The organism is Bradyrhizobium sp. CSA207, from assembly GCF_029051685.1.
Taxonomy (GTDB): Bacteria; Pseudomonadota; Alphaproteobacteria; order Rhizobiales; family Xanthobacteraceae; genus Bradyrhizobium.
Window position 1 is genome coordinate 1 of sequence record NZ_JAACFT010000044.1, and the last position, 17,175, is coordinate 17,175.

Annotated in this window: 13 protein-coding genes and 1 pseudogene; 9 read left to right on the forward strand and 5 right to left on the reverse strand. The window is 65.3% G+C overall.

Annotated features, from left to right (window positions below):
* The first annotated feature begins 527 nt into the window (after positions 1-527).
* The 3 genes from GWG65_RS34800 to GWG65_RS34810 all read left to right on the forward strand — a co-directional run bounded on the left by GWG65_RS34800 (position 528) and on the right by GWG65_RS34810 (position 3,006).
* Entirely contained in the window at positions 528-1,658 is a 1,131-nt protein-coding gene (locus GWG65_RS34800) for a site-specific DNA-methyltransferase (protein ID WP_247391072.1), read from the forward strand.
* Between the two features lie 202 nt (positions 1,659-1,860).
* Positions 1,861-2,187 carry a hypothetical protein gene (locus tag GWG65_RS34805; protein WP_275199943.1) on the forward strand — a complete coding sequence of 109 codons (327 nt, stop codon included), beginning with the start codon at positions 1,861-1,863 and terminating at the stop codon, positions 2,185-2,187.
* Between the two features lie 132 nt (positions 2,188-2,319).
* Positions 2,320-3,006, forward strand: a complete 687-nt coding sequence (locus GWG65_RS34810) for a glutathione S-transferase family protein (RefSeq protein WP_275199944.1) — start codon at positions 2,320-2,322, stop codon at positions 3,004-3,006.
* A gap of 69 nt (positions 3,007-3,075) precedes the next feature.
* Here the strand turns inward: GWG65_RS34810 and GWG65_RS34815 are convergent, their stop codons facing one another.
* Both GWG65_RS34815 and GWG65_RS34820 read right to left on the reverse strand, forming a co-directional pair.
* Entirely contained in the window at positions 3,076-5,085 is a 2,010-nt protein-coding gene (locus tag GWG65_RS34815) for a HAMP domain-containing methyl-accepting chemotaxis protein (RefSeq protein ID WP_275199945.1), read from the reverse strand.
* A gap of 281 nt (positions 5,086-5,366) precedes the next feature.
* A complete protein-coding gene (locus tag GWG65_RS34820; protein WP_275199946.1) occupies positions 5,367-5,810 on the reverse strand; it encodes a nuclear transport factor 2 family protein in 444 nt (147 codons plus the stop codon).
* Between the two features lie 91 nt (positions 5,811-5,901).
* Between GWG65_RS34820 and GWG65_RS34825 the strand changes: the two genes are divergently transcribed.
* The gene (locus tag GWG65_RS34825) at positions 5,902-6,816 is read left to right on the forward strand and encodes a LysR family transcriptional regulator (protein WP_275199947.1); all 915 of its coding nucleotides are present in this window, start codon (positions 5,902-5,904) and stop codon (positions 6,814-6,816) included.
* 121 nt (positions 6,817-6,937) lie between these two features.
* Here GWG65_RS34825 and GWG65_RS34830 read toward each other — a convergent pair whose 3' ends face one another.
* On the reverse strand, positions 6,938-7,558 hold the full coding sequence (locus tag GWG65_RS34830) for a glutathione S-transferase family protein (protein WP_275199948.1): 621 nt from the start codon (positions 7,556-7,558) through the stop codon (positions 6,938-6,940).
* Positions 7,559-7,686: 128 nt separating this feature from the next.
* Between GWG65_RS34830 and GWG65_RS34835 the strand changes: the two are divergent.
* Positions 7,687-8,967: pseudogene (locus GWG65_RS34835) on the forward strand (flavin-dependent oxidoreductase).
* Between the two features lie 255 nt (positions 8,968-9,222).
* Here the strand turns inward: GWG65_RS34835 and GWG65_RS34840 are convergent.
* Together GWG65_RS34840 and mutY are read right to left on the reverse strand one after the other, a co-directional pair.
* Positions 9,223-9,642, reverse strand: a complete 420-nt coding sequence (locus tag GWG65_RS34840; protein WP_275199949.1) for a PaaI family thioesterase — start codon at positions 9,640-9,642, stop codon at positions 9,223-9,225.
* A 53-nt stretch (positions 9,643-9,695) separates the two neighbouring features.
* A complete protein-coding gene (mutY, locus tag GWG65_RS34845; RefSeq protein WP_275199950.1) occupies positions 9,696-10,811 on the reverse strand; it encodes an A/G-specific adenine glycosylase in 1,116 nt (371 codons plus the stop codon).
* A gap of 198 nt (positions 10,812-11,009) precedes the next feature.
* Here mutY and GWG65_RS34850 point away from each other — a divergent pair, with 198 nt between their 5' ends.
* The 4 genes from GWG65_RS34850 (at position 11,010) to GWG65_RS34865 (ending at position 17,165) form a co-directional block, all read left to right on the forward strand.
* Positions 11,010-11,504: a DciA family protein gene (locus GWG65_RS34850; protein ID WP_275199951.1), complete on the forward strand. Its 495-nt coding sequence runs from the start codon at positions 11,010-11,012 to the stop codon at positions 11,502-11,504.
* 176 nt (positions 11,505-11,680) lie between these two features.
* Positions 11,681-12,352: a DsbA family protein gene (locus tag GWG65_RS34855; protein ID WP_275199952.1), complete on the forward strand. Its 672-nt coding sequence runs from the start codon at positions 11,681-11,683 to the stop codon at positions 12,350-12,352.
* A gap of 218 nt (positions 12,353-12,570) precedes the next feature.
* Positions 12,571-16,035 (forward strand): chromosome segregation protein SMC, encoded by a 3,465-nt coding sequence (smc, locus tag GWG65_RS34860; protein WP_275199953.1) that lies wholly within the window; start codon positions 12,571-12,573, stop codon positions 16,033-16,035.
* Positions 16,036-16,184: 149 nt separating this feature from the next.
* A complete protein-coding gene (locus GWG65_RS34865) occupies positions 16,185-17,165 on the forward strand; it encodes a small ribosomal subunit Rsm22 family protein (protein ID WP_275199954.1) in 981 nt (326 codons plus the stop codon).
* Positions 17,166-17,175: the final 10 nt, after the last annotated feature.

Below are 17,175 nucleotides of genomic sequence, written 5' to 3' on the forward strand. Positions count from 1 at the left end.
GCACCCAGATGATGCCGGCAAGGACTGAGGGAAACCGCCATGCGCTACGATGATTTCCGCCGCCATCGTCGCGACGATCCTCGATGTCGTCGCTGCGGCGGAAATCATCGTAGCGCATGGCGGTTTCCCTCAGTCCTTGCCGGCATCATCTGGGTGCAGAAGTGCGAAAGCCCAACGGCCACACATGTAAAATTTCCGTTGCATTCATCAATATCGTGCTCGGCAAAAATTGCCTAGTGCGACAGCGTGCCGATGCCAGCAATATTTTCCGAGGGTCGTGCAATTTTTTCCGAGAGAAATTGCACTCTTTTTAGGGCTCGAGCTGCTCCCGCAACGCGAAGAAGTGCGAAACACACTGTAAAACACGGAGAATGCGCGCAACAAACCGGGCGCGACGCGCGATGCGATGCCTGCTCACAAAAGTAGCGGATTAAGTCGATTTTTACTTTGCCGCTTCAATGTAACGGTCAGTCGGTTGTTTGGTCCCGCGTCGCCGACAGCGTCGCCTGAGTCAGAGTTCTTGAGTCATGGTAGAGTCGCGTCGCGGGGCGTCTGCAAGGGCGCCCCGCACAAATTTTGAATCCGCATCGCATCGCATCGTCCTCGGCGATTGCGTCGCCGAGATGTCGAAGCTTCAGGCCGGTTCGGTCGACCTCGTGTTCGCCGACCCGCCCTACAATCTCCAGCTCAAGGGCGATCTCAAACGTCCTGACGAATCGCACGTCGATGCCGTCAATGACGACTGGGACAAGTTCGATTCGTTCTCCGCCTATGACGATTTCACCCGAGCCTGGCTGCTCGCCGCCCGCCGCGCGATGAAGCCATCGGCAACGATCTGGGTGATCGGCTCCTATCACAACATCTTCCGCGTCGGCGCGATCATGCAGGATCTCGGCTTCTGGCTCCTGAACGACATCGTCTGGCGCAAGACCAACCCGATGCCGAATTTCCGCGGCCGCCGCTTCACCAACGCGCACGAGACCATGATCTGGGCCGCGCGCGACGAGAAGGCCAAGGGCTACACGTTCAACTACGAAGCGCTGAAGGCGGCCAACGAGGACGTGCAGGCGCGCTCGGACTGGCTGATTCCGCTCTGCACCGGCGAGGAGCGCCTCAAGGGTGCCGACGGCAAGAAGGTTCACCCGACGCAGAAGCCGGAAGGCCTGCTCGCGCGCGTGCTGCTGTCGTCGTCAAAACCCGGCGATCTCGTGATCGATCCCTTCAACGGCACCGGCACCACCGGCGCGGTCGCCAAGCGTCTCGGCCGCTCCTATATCGGCTTCGAACGCGACAAGGCCTACGCCAAGGCCGCGGAGATGCGCATCGCCGCGGTCGAGCCGCTGCCGGAGGACAGCCTCGCCCCGTTCATGACCGCGCGCGAAGCGCCGCGGGTCGCGTTCTCCGAATTGATCGAGCGCGGCATGATCATGCCCGGCACGAAACTGTTCGACGCCAAGAAGAAGTTAGGGGCGCTGGTCCGCGCCGACGGCGCCATCATGCTCGGAGACAAGGTCGGCTCGATCCACCGCATGGGTGCAGTGGCGCAGGGTTCGGCCGCCTGCAACGGCTGGACCTTCTGGCACGTCGAGACCAAGAAGGGCCTCAAGCTGATCGACGAACTGCGCGCCGAAATTCGCGCCGGCATGGCGGCGGAGTAGCGTCCCGTCATTCCCGGCCTCGCGAAGCGAGAACTACGATGCGCAATTGCGCATCTGAGAATCCATTGGGCCACATGTTCAGACGTTCGATGGATTCCGGGCTCGCTCGCTTTGCTCGCGCCCCGGAATGACGACTTGTTGAACACCGCCGCCGCCGGAACTGCGATAGCATCATAGCTCCCGTCCCGACCGGCCGGCTCCCATGCGACGACAGTCCGAGACATTGCTGCTGGTGCCGCTGCTGCCGATCTTCCTCGTCGGCATGTTTCCGATGTTCCTGATCGGCCTGCTCGGATTTTTCGGCCTCGCCCTCTTCGGCGTGCTCGTGGTCTGTGTCGGACTGGCCAGCAGCAACGAAGCCCACGACAATTTCAATCACGACGTCATCGTTCACGGCTATGCGCGGGGATCGGAACGCGCCACGCAAGCGTCCAATATGCACACGGCGACGCGGCTGGCCTTGCGGCTCGAGGCTCTCGGCGCTGCCATGGTCATCGCGGCGGCGATCGGCCTCGCCTATCCCGGCTGATCTGCGCGGCGCGCAGATGCCACCCAGCAAACTCGCCGGTTGCGCCCCCGGACAAGCTTTTGGCAAGAGGGGCCGCCTGCGCGGCTATGATGCTGCGTTCGCGCCCGGCAACAGGAATTGGGGAGACAAACGATGCTCAAATTCTACTTCAACGGATCGCCGAACCCGACCAAGGTCGCGCTTTATCTCGAAGAGACCGGCCTGCCGTTCGAGCCGGTGAAGATCGACACCCGCACGGGCGAGCAGTTCGCGCCGGAATTCCTCAAGATCAATCCGAACGGCAAGGTGCCGGCGATCGACGACAACGGCACCATCGTTTTCGACTCGAACGCGATCCTGCTCTATCTCGCCGAGAAGACCGGCAAGTTCCTGCCTGTTCCCGCCATCCGCGGTGAGACGCTGTCATGGCTGATGTTCGTTGCCACGGGCGTCGGGCCGTATTCGGGTCAGGCCGTGCACTTCAAGCATTTTGCACCCAAGGACCAGAACCACGACTACGCCCATAACCGCTACCAATACGAGACCGATCGCCACTACAAGATTCTCGACGGTCGCCTCAAAGGCCGCCGCTATATGGTCGGCGATGATTATTCGATCGTCGACATGGCGCTGTGGGGCTGGGCGCGGATGGTGCCGTTCAAGCTCGGCGACGATGCCTTTGCGCGGTACCCAAACGTGAAGCGACTGGTCGACGAGATTTCGGCTCGGCCGGCAGCAGCACGCGCGATCGCCCTGAAGGACAAGTTCATCTTCAAGGCCGAGATGGACGATGAGGCCCGCAGCAACATGTTCAGGCACATGACGACCAAAGTGGCCTGATCCCGCGACGCCACGATTTCAAGTCCACGCGCATGCGCGTGGACTTTTGCTTTTGAGACGTCTGCGCCGTCAGGCGGCGTGGACCGAGTTCAGGAACTTGCCGACCTCGAGCTTGAGACGGTTGCTGTCGGCCGACAGCGAGCGCGCCGCCGACAGCACCTGCGAGGAGGCCGAGCCGGTGTCGGATGCGCCGCGCTGCACGTCGCCGATATTGGTCGACACAAGCTGGGTGCCGTGGGCTGCCTGCTGGACGTTGCGGGAGATCTCCTGCGTGGCGGCGCCCTGCTCTTCCACGGCGGCCGCAACGGTCGAGGCGATTTCCGACAACCGTTCGATGGTGCCGCTGATCTCCCGGATCGAGCCGACCGACTCCTCCGTTGCCGCCTGGATGCCGGAGACCTGTTGGGCGATCTCGCCCGTGGCTCTTGCCGTCTGCTCAGCCAGCGCCTTGACCTCCGAGGCCACCACGGCAAATCCACGGCCGGCCTCGCCCGCGCGCGCCGCCTCGATGGTGGCGTTCAGCGCCAAAAGGTTGGTTTGGCCGGCGATCGTGCTGATCAGCTCGACCACGTCGCCGATCCGCGCGGCCGCCTTGGAGAGCTCGCCGACCCGTTGGTTGGTCCGGCTCGCCTGACCGACGGCCTCGTTGGCAATACGCGCCGATTCCTGCACCTGGCGCGCGATCTCGCTGACCGAGGAGGAGAGCTCTTCGGTCGCGGACGCAACCGCCTGGACGTTGGCGCTCGCTTCCTGGGAAGCCGATGCGACTTCCGCCGACAGATCCTGGGCCCGCGCCGCGGTCGCGGTCAGCGTGCCGGCGGAGGCTTCGAGTTCGCCTGAAGCCGACGACACGGTGTTGACGATCTCGCCCACCGCCTGCTCGAACTGATCGGCGAGCCTGACCATGTCGGCCTTGCGGCTCTCCGCCTGCCGCGCCTCGACCTCGATCTGCTCGTGGCGCAGACGCTCGGTCTCGACCATGCTCTCCTTGAACACCTGGATCGCCTTCGCCATGTCGCCGATCTCGTCGGCCTTGCCGCGTCCGGGAATCTCGACTTCGAGATTGCCGCCGGCAAGCAGCCCCATCGCGCGCGTCATCGCGGCGAGCGGCCCGACGATGCTGCGGGCGATCAGGAAGGCAACGATGCTGCCGAACAGGATGGCAAGGCCGCCGGCGATCTCCTGAACCGACGTCGTGCCGGCGATCGCGGCTTGGGCGGTGCTGCGTGAATCCCGGTAGTCCTTCTTCAAAGTGGTTTCCGCAGCCTTGAGCCTGCCGATGCTGTCGACGATGAGAGGCGCGAGGTTCTTGTGGTAGATCTCCTCGGCCTGAAGCATCGCGGCGGATGTCGTCTCGAACGCGGACTTGTAGATTCCGAGTGAGGTCTTCACCGGCGCGAGCGTAGCCCGCAATTCCGCCGCCTGTGGGCTCTTTTCGAGCGCTGCGAGCCGCTGTGACGCCCTGTCCACATTCGTTCTGAAGTTGGCAGGCCCCTTGACGTCGCGCATGGCCAGGAAGCGCCAGTTCGCGATTTGAACAAGAAGGAGCCTGGATTCGAGGTCCGCGACGAGGGCAGCGGTATCTTCATCGACGGCTGCGCGCGCCACATCGACCAGCTTGCCCATCTTGACGGTCAATTCGTCGCCACTCGGCAGCAGCGTCGCCTTGCCCGTTCTCGCCTCGTTGACGGCGTCCCCGAGATTGTCACGCAGGCTTCGCATTTTCGCGATGTCGTCGATCAGACCGTTGTAAAGCCTCCGCCGCTCCTCGGAAGCCGTGCCTTTCGCCCCGACCTGCAACAGCTCGGTCGCCGCGGTCTCGCGTTCGGCAGCCTCCTTCATCGCAGGCTCGCTGCCGTCGTAAATGTATCGCAGATTGGCCCGCTGGATCGCCTGCAGATGGGTCGATATCTCCAGGACCCGCGCGGTGCTGTCCGAAAGGGCGGATTGTCTTGCGACCTGATCCTGGACCGCCCAGAGATTCCAGACCGCGGTCACGGCCATGGCCAGTCCGACCGCTACGAGCGCCGTAAACCCGGCATAAAGACGACCCCTGATCCGCAAACGAAAGTTCGGCATTCCCACTGTCCACCCCAGAAGCAAGAAAATTAGGGCAGCCGAATGCCTTCCGGTAATTCGCCATCGGTCACCCTTGCAGCCATCAGGATCGCCCCTGGGATCACTCATGCTGCGGAGCACACAATGGTCGACACTTCTTAATCGTATCCTTCTTTTGTTCGCACGAACTTCTGGAAAGCAGACGAAATCTGCTGATTTTGTAAGCAGATGCGCAGGAATCTCGCGTCATCGCGGCGGCCGGCCGCAGGTGCCGGCCGCCACCGCGTTGCTCTTCGGCGCGATCAGTTCGTGGTGCTGAGGGCCGCTTGCGGGAATGCACCCAGCGCCCTCTCGGTGAGGACCGAGTCGCAATATTCCCGGATCTCCTTGATCTTGCCGTCCTCCAGACGGAACACGAGGCAGTAATCGTTGTCGTAGCGCACGCCCTCGGGCGTGACGTTGTCGCCCTTGGCCTCGACGACGACGATGTCGCCGTCGGCGATGAAGCGGTGGGCGACCGTTCGGGTCCGGTCGCGCAGCCGCGTGCGCACATAGCCATGCAAGTCGTTGAGGATCGACTCCTTGCCCGAGAATGTGCGCGACCAGGAATACTGGCCGGTCACGATCCATTTGGCGTCGTCGGCGAGGCTTGTGGTGAACAGCCCCCGGTCGCGTGCGGCCGGATCGGGGTTGGCGGCGGTGGCGAAAATATCCTGCAGCAGTTTCTTGTTGGCGCTCGCGCTCATGGCGGCATCTCCGTGTGGTGACATCACGCAGATCATCGCCGCCGAACGAGAATTCTTCAAATCGATAGGTCATATGCTATCTATTCACCCCATGAATTTGAATTCGCTCGACCTCAATCTCCTGACCGCGCTCGACGCGCTGCTGCGGGAGGCCAATGTCAGCCGCGCCGCCTTGCGGATCGGCCTGTCGCAACCCGCCGCGAGCCACGCGCTGCAGCGCCTGCGCGACATCTTTGGCGATCCGCTGCTGGTGCGCACCGGCGCGCGCATGGAGCTGACGCCGCGGGCGTTGGCGCTGCGCGCGCCGCTGGCGCAGGCGCTCGATCAGGTGCGCGGACTGTTCGTATCGGATGAATTCGACGCGGCGCGCAGCGAGCGGCAGTTCCGCCTGATGATGCCGGACCTCGCGGTCGAGCTATTGATGCCGCCACTGATGGAGAAGGTGACGCAGGCCGCGCCCAATGTCCGCATCGACGTCGTGCCGTGGCGGGGACCGGCGATCTTCCACGCCGAGTTCGCCCGCACCATCGACCTCGTGATCTCGATCGGCAACGCGTTCAAGGGATTTCACCGCCAGCTGCTCTACACCGACAGCGACGCGCTGGCGGTGCGGCGCGGCCATCCCGCCGGCGCCAGGCTGAAGCGGCGCGAGACTTTCCTGGCCGCGCGCCACGTCGGCGTGATCATCCGCGGCCAGCCGGAGGACCTGATCGACACCTGGTTGCGCACCAAGGGCATCGAGCGGCACATCGCTCTCGTCGTCCCCGGTTATCTCGAAGCGCTGCACGTCGCCGCCCGTACCGACCTCGTCGCCTTCGTCCCGCGCCGGCTGATCGCAGCGCTGTCAAAACAGCTCGGGCTTGCCACGGTGACGCCGCCGCTCGATCCCGGCATCGACGAGCAGTTCATGTTCTATCCGACCCGCGCGCAGATGGACCCCGGCTCGATCTGGCTGAGGCGTCTGATGCTGGAGACGGGTCGGGGGCTGGAGCAGAAAAGTTCGTAGGGCGGGGTTAGCGAAGCGTAACCCACCATGCTTCCGCGACTGTGGAACGAAGCGGTGGGTTACGCCAGCGAACTGCGCTTCGCGCGGTCGCAGGGCTAACCCACCCTACAGACGAAAAGCCTCACGCCTTCTGCGCGTCCATCACCTTGCGCACGGCGGGGCGATCCGACATGCGCTTGAAGTGATCCGCGACCTTCGGCGTCGCGTTGATGTCGACGCTGTCGCCTTCGAGCCAGGTCGACAGGGTGTAAAGATAGGGATCGCAGATTGTGTACTGCTCGCCCATCACCCATGGGCCCTTGAACATCTTCTGCTCGATGAGCGCGAAGCAGGCGCCCATGGTCTTCGGGACCATCGCCTTCATGTCGGCGAACGAGCTCTCTTCGCTCGCCCAGCGCGCGCCTCGCACCTTGTGGGCGTGGTTGATGTGCACGGTCGAGCAGAGGTATGAGTTGAACGATTGCACCTGGGCAAAGTCGAAGGGATCGTCGAGCGGCGCGAGCCTCGCCTTGGGAAAGCTTTGCGCGATGAAGGCGAGCATCGCCGGCGTCTCGGTCAGGACGCCGCGATCGGTCACCAGCGCCGGCACGCGGCCCTTCGGGTTGATCGCGAGATAGTCCGGGCTGCTCTGCTCGTTGGTCTTGAAGCTCAGCCGCTCGGCCGTGTAGTCGGCGCCGGCCTCCTCCAGGGTGATGTAGGTGGCGAGCGCGCAGGTGCCGGTGGCGTAGTAGAGCTTGAACATGTCGGACCTCATGGGAAAGCTGGAATTTAACGGCTGTCGGCCCGAAGGTCCATAGCACGATCTCCTCTTCGCAGTTGCCCACCGCGGCCCGCCTGTGCCAAGACGCCTGCAATCGGAGGGGTTCTGACATGACCGTACTCATCGCCGGTGGCGGCATCGGCGGGCTGACGCTTGCGCTCAGCCTGCACCAGATCGGCATCCCGGCAAAGGTGTTTGAGAGCGTCTCCGAGCTCAGGCCGCTCGGCGTCGGCATCAACGTGCTGCCGCATGCGGTGCGCGAGCTGATCGAGCTCGGGTTGATGGACAAGCTCGACGCCAGCGGCGTGCGCACCCGCGAGCTCGCCTATTTCTCCAAGCACGGCAAGCCGATCTGGAACGAGCCACGCGGGCTGGAAGCTGGGTACAAGTGGCCGCAATTCTCGATCCATCGCGGCACGCTGCAGCAGCTCCTGCTCGATACCGCGATCGAACGGCTCGGCCGCGACAACATTCTCACCAGCCATCATTTGACTGGCTGGACCGAGACCGCCGAGGGCGTGCGCGCCGACTTCATCGACAAGGCAACCGGCGAGGCCGCAGGGACTTATGACGGCGCGCTGCTGATCGCGGCCGACGGCATTCATTCCGCCGCGCGAGAAAAGCTCTAACCGCAGGAGGGACCGCCGATCTGGAACGGCCGCATCCTCTGGCGCGGCGTCACGCCGTCAAAATCCTTCCTCTCCGGCCGCACCATGATCATGGCCGGCCACGAGATCCTGAAATTCGTTTGCTATCCGATCAGCAAGGCGCCGGATGCGGCAGGCAATCACCTCATCAACTGGGTCGCCGAGCGCCACATGCCGCCGACCTACCAGTGGCGGCGCGAGGATTATAACCGCACCGCGAAGCTCGATGAGTTTCTGCCGTGGTTCGAGAGCTGGCAGTTCGGCTGGCTCGACGTGCCCGGCCTGATCAAGAACTGCCCGCACGCCTACGAATATCCGCTGGTCGACCGCGATCCGGTGTCGCAATGGACCTTCGGCCGCGTCACGCTGATGGGCGACGCCGCGCATCCGATGTATCCGATCGGCTCCAACGGCGCCTCGCAGGCGATCCTCGACGCCCGCGCCATCACCCGCGAGATCCTTGCACACGGACCGACACATGCGGCGCTCGTGGCCTATGAGGCCGAACGGAGACCTGCAACCACCAGTCTCGTCCTGCTCAACCGCAAGAACGGCCCCGAACAGGTGATGCAACTGGTCGAGGAGCGCGCGCCCGGCGGCTACGACGTCGTCACCGACGTGCTATCGCAGCAGGAGCTTGAGGACATCGCCGCGAACTACAAGCGCGTCGCGGGTTTCCAGGTCGAGGCGCTCAATGCGAAGCCTGCGATTGTGAGCGCGGATGCGAGGCGGATGGGGACTTGAGGTTCTAGAAAACCAGCATCGCTCGGCTCAATATATGCAATGCATATCCGGGGCGAGATGCATGTTGATGTGCCCTCGCCCCTTGTGGGAGAGGGCAGCGACGCTGGTGGACGCAGACTCACTCGGGTGAGGGGTTCTCTCCGCAAATACATCTCTGGCAATTGAGTTCGCTGAACCAACCCCTCATCCGGCGCTTCGCGCCACCTTCTCCCACAGGGGGAGAAGGGAAGTGGAGCGCGTGGCAAGATCGGAAACCTACCGCACCACCCTCGCCGCTTCCAGCAAACGCTCGCTGGCGGTTGCCGTCGCCAGCACTGTGCCGTCCTCGCTCGTGAGCTTGGCCTCGACGAATGCAATCGTCTTGCCGAGTTGCGTCACCGTCGCCTCGGCGATGATTGGGCCGGGTTTAGCGGGGCTGAGGAAGTTCACCGTCATGCTGATGGTGGTGGTGTAGAGACGGCCCTCGCTCATCACCAGCACGGCCGGTCCCATCGTGTCGTCGAGCATGGCCGAGAGCATGCCGCCCTGGATGAAGCCCGCCGGGTTGCAGAATTCGGGCTTGCCTTCGAAGCCGAGCTTGATCCAACCGTCCTCGGGCCGCGCATCGAGCAATCGCCATCCGAGCAGCTCGGCGCAGGGCGGCCTTCGGAAGTTGTCGAGAGCGGTCTTGACCATGCGAAATCTCCGTTTCGCCCCGCTGTTAGCGCAGCCCTGCTGCCAGCATAGTGTCAGGAGGATGCGGCCCGCGAGCTCAGCGCGTGCGCGATCACCTTGCGCATGACGTTGGGCAGTGCTTCGTCGGCAAGGGTCGCGATCGGCACCCAGCGCATGCCCTCCGGTGCCCGCGTGCGGGCTTGCGCCTTGGCCGTGTAAACCACCAGCTCCAGCGGGAAATGCGTGAACACGTGGGTGACGACGCCCAACTTGCGCTGCCAGCGCGAGAGCCCCTTCAGCTCCGGCGCCTGCTGCCTTGCCCTGACATCGTCCTGGCCGGCGAGCCAGTCCGAGCCCGGCACCTCGGTCATGCCGCCGAGCAGGCCCTTTTCCAGGCGGGAGCGGACCAGAAGCTCGTCGCCGCGCGTGACGACGAAGGCAGCACCGCGCCGCAAGATTCCGCTCTTCTTCGGCGCCTTGCGCGGAAAGCTGTCCTGGGTGCCCTGCGCGCGCGCCGTGCAGTCCTCGTTCAGCGGACACAATGAGCAGGCCGGCTTCTTCGGCGTGCAGATCGAGGCGCCCAGATCCATCAGCGCCTGCGCGCTATCGCCGGCGCGGGACTCGGCAAGCAGCGTTGCCGCCAATTGCTGGATCAGCGGTTTTGCCTGCGGCAACTCCTCCTCGACCGCGAACAGCCGCGACACCACCCGCTCGATATTGCCATCGACCGGCATGGTGCGGCGATCGAAGGCGATCGCGGCAATCGCCGCCGCCGTGTAGGGCCCGATCCCGGGCAGCGCGCGCAGCCCTTCCTCGGTGTCGGGAAAGACGCCGCCATGCTCGCGCGTCACCGCGACCGCGCAGGCATAGAGGTTGCGCGCGCGCGAATAATAGCCGAGCCCGGCCCACATCCGCAGCACGTCATCCAGTGACGCGCGGCCGAGTGCCGTGACATCCGGCCAGCGCGCGATGAATTTCTCGAAATAGGGCCCGACCGCTTTCACCGTGGTCTGCTGCAGCATGATCTCCGACAGCCAGACGCGGTAGGGGTCCGAGATCTCGCCGGGCGCCGCGCGCCAGGGCAGTCGGCGGCGATGGCGGTCGTACCATTGGAGAAGCACTGTCGGACGCGACGATGTTTCCGGCAGACCAGGTTCCGTCTTGGCCTTGAGGGCGGATTTGGGGCTCATGCTCTTTACTGTAACGACAACGCACCGACCTCTCCACGTCATGCCCGCGCTTGTCGCGGGCATCCACGTCTTTCTTCGCGGAAGAACGTGGATGGCCGGGACATGGGCGAGCGGAAGCGACGCCGTCCTTCGGACGGCCATGCCCGCCCATGACGGGGAGAGCCTGTGGTCCGCGCCCTGGAGTGCTATAAGGGCCCCATGTCCAAGCTTCGCCCCATCAAACCCGGCCCGATCAGCGCAAAGCCGCTCTCGCTGCTGCTCAACGATGTCTTTGCCGAGGCCTATGCCAAGCAGGGCTTTGCCGCACGCGAACTGGTGACGCGCTGGGCGCAAATTGCCGGGCCGGAGATCGCGGCCCATGCCGAGCCGCTCAAGATGCAATGGCCGAGGCCGGTCGAGGGCCAGCCGCAGGAACCGGCGACGCTGGTGCTGCGGGTCGAAGGACCGATGGCGCTGGAGATCCAGCACTCTGCCCACGTGATCCTGGAACGGGTCAACCGCTTCTTCGGCTGGAGCGCGGTCGGCAAGCTCGCCTTCCGCCAAGCCCCCCTGTCTCGCGCCCGGCGGCAGGCGCGCCCTGCCCCGCCGGACCCCAAGACCGTCGCCAAGGTGGCGGAGAGCCTGGGCGATATCGAAGATGAACAATTGAAGACGGCGCTGGCGCGCCTCGGCGCCGCAATCAAGCGAAATTGAGCCTCATTCCGGCGCCAATCTGGACCCGTCCTTGCGCCTCGCCATTGCCTCAAACGACGTTTCAAGCTAGCGACAGGCCGCCCGAGCGGGAACTTGATAGGATCCTTGATAGGATCCTTGATAATATCCTTGATAATATCCTTGGGGGCGAGACCACATCAATCCGGGAGCCGACCTTGATCATCACCCGCCGCGCCTTCACCACGATGCTGTCGCTGACCGGGCTTGGCGCGCTCGCCGGGCTCTCTCCGCTGCGGTTCATCTCCGAGGCCATGATCCCGGAAGCAATGGCGCAGGCGGCTGGCGATGTGGCCAAGCCGGTGTCGTTGCCCGACATGGCGCTCGGCCCGAAGGACGCCGCCGTCACCATCACCGAATACGCCTCGATGACCTGCCCGCACTGCGCGGCGTTCAACGAGCAGGTGTTCCCCAAGATCAAGTCGGAATACATCGACACCGGCAAGGTGCGTTACGTCTTCCGCGAGTTCCCGCTGGACATCAAGGCCGCCGCCGGCTCGATGCTGTCGCGCTGCATCGCCAATGGCGACGCGCCGAAATACTTTGCGGTCACCGACATGCTGTTCCGCCAGCAGAACGACTGGGTGATGAAGAACACCACGGAGACCTTGACGCGGATCGGCAAGCAGGCCGGGCTCACCCAGCAGCAGGTCGAGGCCTGCCTGAAGGACCAGGCGCTGCTCGACAAGATCGCCGCCGACCAGAAATATGCCAGCGACGTTCTGAAAGTCGATTCGACACCGACCTTCTTCATCAACGGCGAGAAGATCAAGGGCGAGACCTCGTTCGAGGAATTCGCGAAGAAGATCAGCCCGCTGCTGAAGAGCTGATTCTCACGCCTCGCTCCTGATTTGCGGGCTCCAAAGCCGTATCTTTCCCGGCATAAATCCCTTGGGAAAAGCGGCTTTCGCCGGTTGCCCTCACGGCGCACCACGGCCATTGTCCAGCCGCATGAGCCGCCTCGCGCGACTCACCCAGAGAGCGACATTGCCTTCCATGGTATTGTCCGGGCAGGGGGATTCGCGCCTGCCAACAGAGATGCGTGCTTATGAAGATCACCCGCCTGCGCCTTCACGGCTTCAAGTCTTTCGTTGAGCCGACCGACTTCGTCATCGAGCCCGGTCTGACCGGCGTGGTCGGCCCCAACGGCTGCGGCAAGTCGAATCTGGTCGAGGCGCTGCGCTGGGCGATGGGCGAAACTTCGTACAAATCGCTGCGGGCCGCGGACATGGACGCGGTGATCTTCGCGGGTTCCGGCAACCGCCCGGCGCGCAACCACGCCGAAGTGACGATGACGATCGACAATGCCGATCGCACCGCGCCGGCGGCGATGAACGACAGCCAGCTTCTGGAAATCTCCCGCCGCATCGAGCGCGAGGCGGGCTCGGTCTACCGCATCAACGGCCGCGACGTGCGCGCTCGCGACGTGCAGATCCTGTTCGCGGACGCCGCCACCGGCGCGCGCTCGCCGGCGCTGGTCCACCAGGGCAAGATCGGCGAGATCATCCAGGCCAAGCCCGAGCAGCGCCGCCGCGTGCTTGAAGACGCCGCCGGTGTGGCCGGCCTGCACGCTCGCCGTCACGAAGCCGAGCTGCGGCTGAAAGCGGCCGAGACCAACCTCACCCGCGTCGAGGACGTGATCGGCCAGCTCGCCGGGCAGGTCGAAGGCCTGAAGAAGCAGGCCCGCCAGGCCGTGCGCTATCGCGAGGTCGCGTCCAAGGTCCGCAAGGCTGAAGCAACCCTGTTTCATCTGCGCTGGGTCGGGGCCCATGCCGAGGTCAACGATTCCGGCCAGACCCATGATCTCGCCGTGCGCGAGATGGCCGAGCGCACCCAGCACCAGGCCGAGGCCGCGCGCATCCAGGCGATCCGCGCCGCCGAAATGCCTGCGCTGCGCGATGCAGAAGCACGCGCAGCCGCAGGCCTGCAACGTCTGACCAACGCCCGCGAACTGCTCGACCGCGAGGAAGAGCGCGCCAAGGAGCGCGTCGCCGAGCTCGAGCGCCGGCTGGCGCAGTTCGAAGGCGACATCTCCCGCGCCCAGCAGCAGACCATGGATGCCGACGTCGCACTCGAGCGGCTCGACACCGAGGATGCCGAGCTGAAGGACGAGATCAAGTCGCGCGTCGAGAAGCGCTCCGGCGTCGACGACCGCGTGGCTGAGGCCGAGGCAACGCTGACCGAAGTCGAGCAACGATTCTCCGAGCTCACCACGGAGCTCGCCGACCTCACCGCCAAGCGCAACCAGCTCGAGGCCAATGTCCGCACCCACAGCGATAAGCTCGCGCGGCTCGACCAGGAGATCGCGAATGTCGCCGCGGAAGAGCAGAAGCTCGCGGACGAGACCGGCGGCTTCGGCGATCTCGACGAGCTGACTGCGACGGTCGAGAACGCGGAACAGACGCTCGCCGCTTCGGAAGCCGCAGCTCAGGCGAGCGAGGCCGCCCACGTCGCCGCGCGCCAGACGCTGGAATCTTCGCGCTCGCCGCTGAACGAAGCCGACAAGCGCGTACAGCGGCTCGAGACCGAAGCGCGCACCATCTCCAAGATCGTCAACGGCGAGACCAAGAATCTGTGGCCGCCGATCATCGACGGCATCACCGTCGACAAGGGTTTTGAAAAGGCGATCGGCGCCGCGCTCGGCGACGATCTCGACGCGCCGGTCGACCCGTCGGCGCCGATGCGCTGGACCAATGCCGGTGTCACCGAGGGCGATCCGGCGCTGCCGGAGGGCGTCGTCCCGCTCGCCAATCACGTGCAGGCGCCGACCGAGCTGGCGCGCCGCCTGGCGCAGATCGGCGTGGTGCCGCGCGAGCGCGGCGCCGAGCTGGTGTCGCAGCTCAAGACCGGCCAGCGGCTGGTCTCGCCCGAAGGCGACGTCTGGCGCTGGGACGGCTTTGTCGCCGCAGCTCACGCGCCGACCGGCGCGGCACGGCGTCTTGCCGAGCGCGCGCGCCTCGTCGACATCGAGAACGAGCTGGAGCAGGCCCGCATCGACGCGCAAATCAAGCGCCAGGCGCTGGAGAACGCCGAAGCCGAGCTGCAGATGGCGGCCAGCACGGAAGCTGCCAGCCGCGAAGCCTGGCGCGCCGCGCAGCGCGAGCTCAATGCGGCCCGCGAGCGCCACGCCACCGCCGAGCGCGAGATCAACCGCCGCGCCGCCCGCAAATCGGCGCTGATCGAAGCGCATACCCGCCTCGCCGCCGACCGCGCCGAGGCCGAGGCCGCGCACGAATACGCCGCCGCCGCGATCTCCGAGTTGCCGCCGAGCGAAGACACCGAGACCCGTCTCGCCGCAGTCCGCAGCGACATCGAAGGCCACCGCCGCATGGCCGCCCAGGTCCGCGCCGAAGCGCAGGCGCTGGCGCGCGAGGCCGAACTCGCCGACCGCCGCGTGCAGGCGATCCTTGCCGAGCGTACCGAGTGGCAGAACCGCAAGGGCAGCGCGGCCTCCCATATCGACACCATCCAGGCCCGCATCACCGAGGTCTCGATTGAGCGCAGCGATCTCGAGAACGCGCCGGCCGTGTTCGCCGAGAAGCGCAGCGCGCTGATCACTGAGATCGAATATGCCGAGAACGACCGCCGCGTCGCCGCCGATGCACTCGCCGCCGCTGAGACCGCGATGGCGGAGACCGATCGCGCGGCGAAGCTGACCCTCGAAGCGCTGTCGAGCGCGCGCGAGGCGACCGCACGCGCCGAAGAACGCATGGAAGGCGCCCGGCGCCGGCTGGAGGACATCGAGCGCGAAATCCGCGACATGCTCGAAATCGAGCCGCAGGCCGTCGCCGGTCTCGCCGAGATCGAGCCCGGCGCGGAATTGCCGCCGCTTGGCGAGACCGAGGAGGAGCTGGAGAAGCTGCGCCGCGACCGCGACCGTCTGGGTGCGGTGAACCTGCGCGCCGAGGAAGAGCTGCGCGAGGTCGAGACCCAGCACACCGGCCTCACCACCGAGCGCGACGATCTCGTCGAAGCCATCAAGCGGCTGCGCCAAGGCATCCAGAGCCTCAACAAGGAAGCCCGTGAGCGGCTGCTGACCTCTTTCGAGGTCGTCAACAACCACTTCAAACGCCTGTTCGTCGAGCTGTTCGGCGGCGGCGAGGCGGCGCTGCACCTGATCGAGAGCGACGACCCGCTGGAAGCCGGGCTCGAGATCATCGCCAAGCCCCCCGGCAAGAAGCCGCAGACGCTGTCGCTGCTCTCGGGCGGCGAGCAGGCGCTGACCGCGATGGCGCTGATCTTCGCGGTGTTCCTCACCAACCCCTCGCCGATCTGCGTGCTGGACGAAGTCGACGCACCGCTCGACGATCACAATGTCGAGCGCTACTGCAATCTGCTGCACGAGATGACCAGCTCGACCGACACCCGCTTCATCATCATCACGCATAACCCGATCACGATGGCGCGGATGAACCGGCTGTTCGGCGTCACCATGGCCGAGCGCGGCGTCTCGCAGCTGGTGTCGGTGAACCTGCAAGAGGCGGTGGACATCCTCGACCAGAACGTGGCGTAAGGCCGAACTCGTTCCGCACCCATTGACGTCATCATCCGCCTTGTGCGCAATTGCGCACTGGAGCGGATGATCCAGTACGCCGCGGCTCTTAGGTTAACGGCACTGTCTCGGATTACTGGATGCCTCGCCTGCGCGGGGCATGACAACGGATGATGATCTCTCCTTCCCTTCCCGCCGAACTCAAAGCCGCGCTCGACGCCAGGCTCCAGGGCTTTTCGCGCAGCGACGCCGCACAGCGATCGCAGAAGATCACGAACGCCTATCGCGCGGGCGGCGGTTCCGGCACGATCAAGTCGGAGGCGGATGCACTCGCCTACGCGCTGGCGCGGATGCCGGCAACTTATGCGGCGGTGGCCGCGAGCCTGAATGCGCTGACCGAAATCGCGCCGGACTTCGCCCCTGAAACACTGCTCGATGTCGGCGCAGGTCCGGGCACCGCGAGCTGGGCCGCTGCGGAGGCGTTTGGCTCGCTGCAATCCTTCACCCTGCTCGATGCCAACGCCACCCTGAGCCGGCTGGCGCTCGAGCTCGCGCAAGACAGCACGCGGCTGGCCCAGTGCCGCTACCTGCCGGGTGACGCCGGCACGAACCTCGCCGAGGTCTCGCAAGCCGATCTCATCGTTGCGAGCTACGTCATCGGCGAACTCGGCGAGAGCGATCGGATCACGCTGACGGAGGCGATGTGGGCCAAGGCACGCCACACGCTTGTGGTGATCGAGCCCGGCACGCCCGCCGGCTATGCCCGTATCCTCGCTCTACGCCAGCAGCTGATCTCGGCAGGTGCCTTCGTCGCCGCACCCTGCCCGCATGAAAAGCCATGCCCGCTCATTGCGCCCGATTGGTGCCATTTCTCCCAGCGCCTGCCGCGCTCGCAGGCGCACCGCCAGATCAAGGGCGCCGAGGTGCCGTTCGAGGACGAGAGGTTCATCTACGTCGCCCTGACCCGCACGCCGCCGGGGACACGCGTCTCGCGCGTGCTCGCGCCGCCGGACATCGGCAAGGCCGAGATCACGGCCAAGCTCTGTACTGAGCGGAGCGTCGAACTTGCGAAGGTGCCGCGCCGCGACAAGCCCGCCTATGCGAATGCGCGGCGCTGGCGCTGGGGCGACGCCGTCATGTCCGAAAGTTAACCTCGTTCCC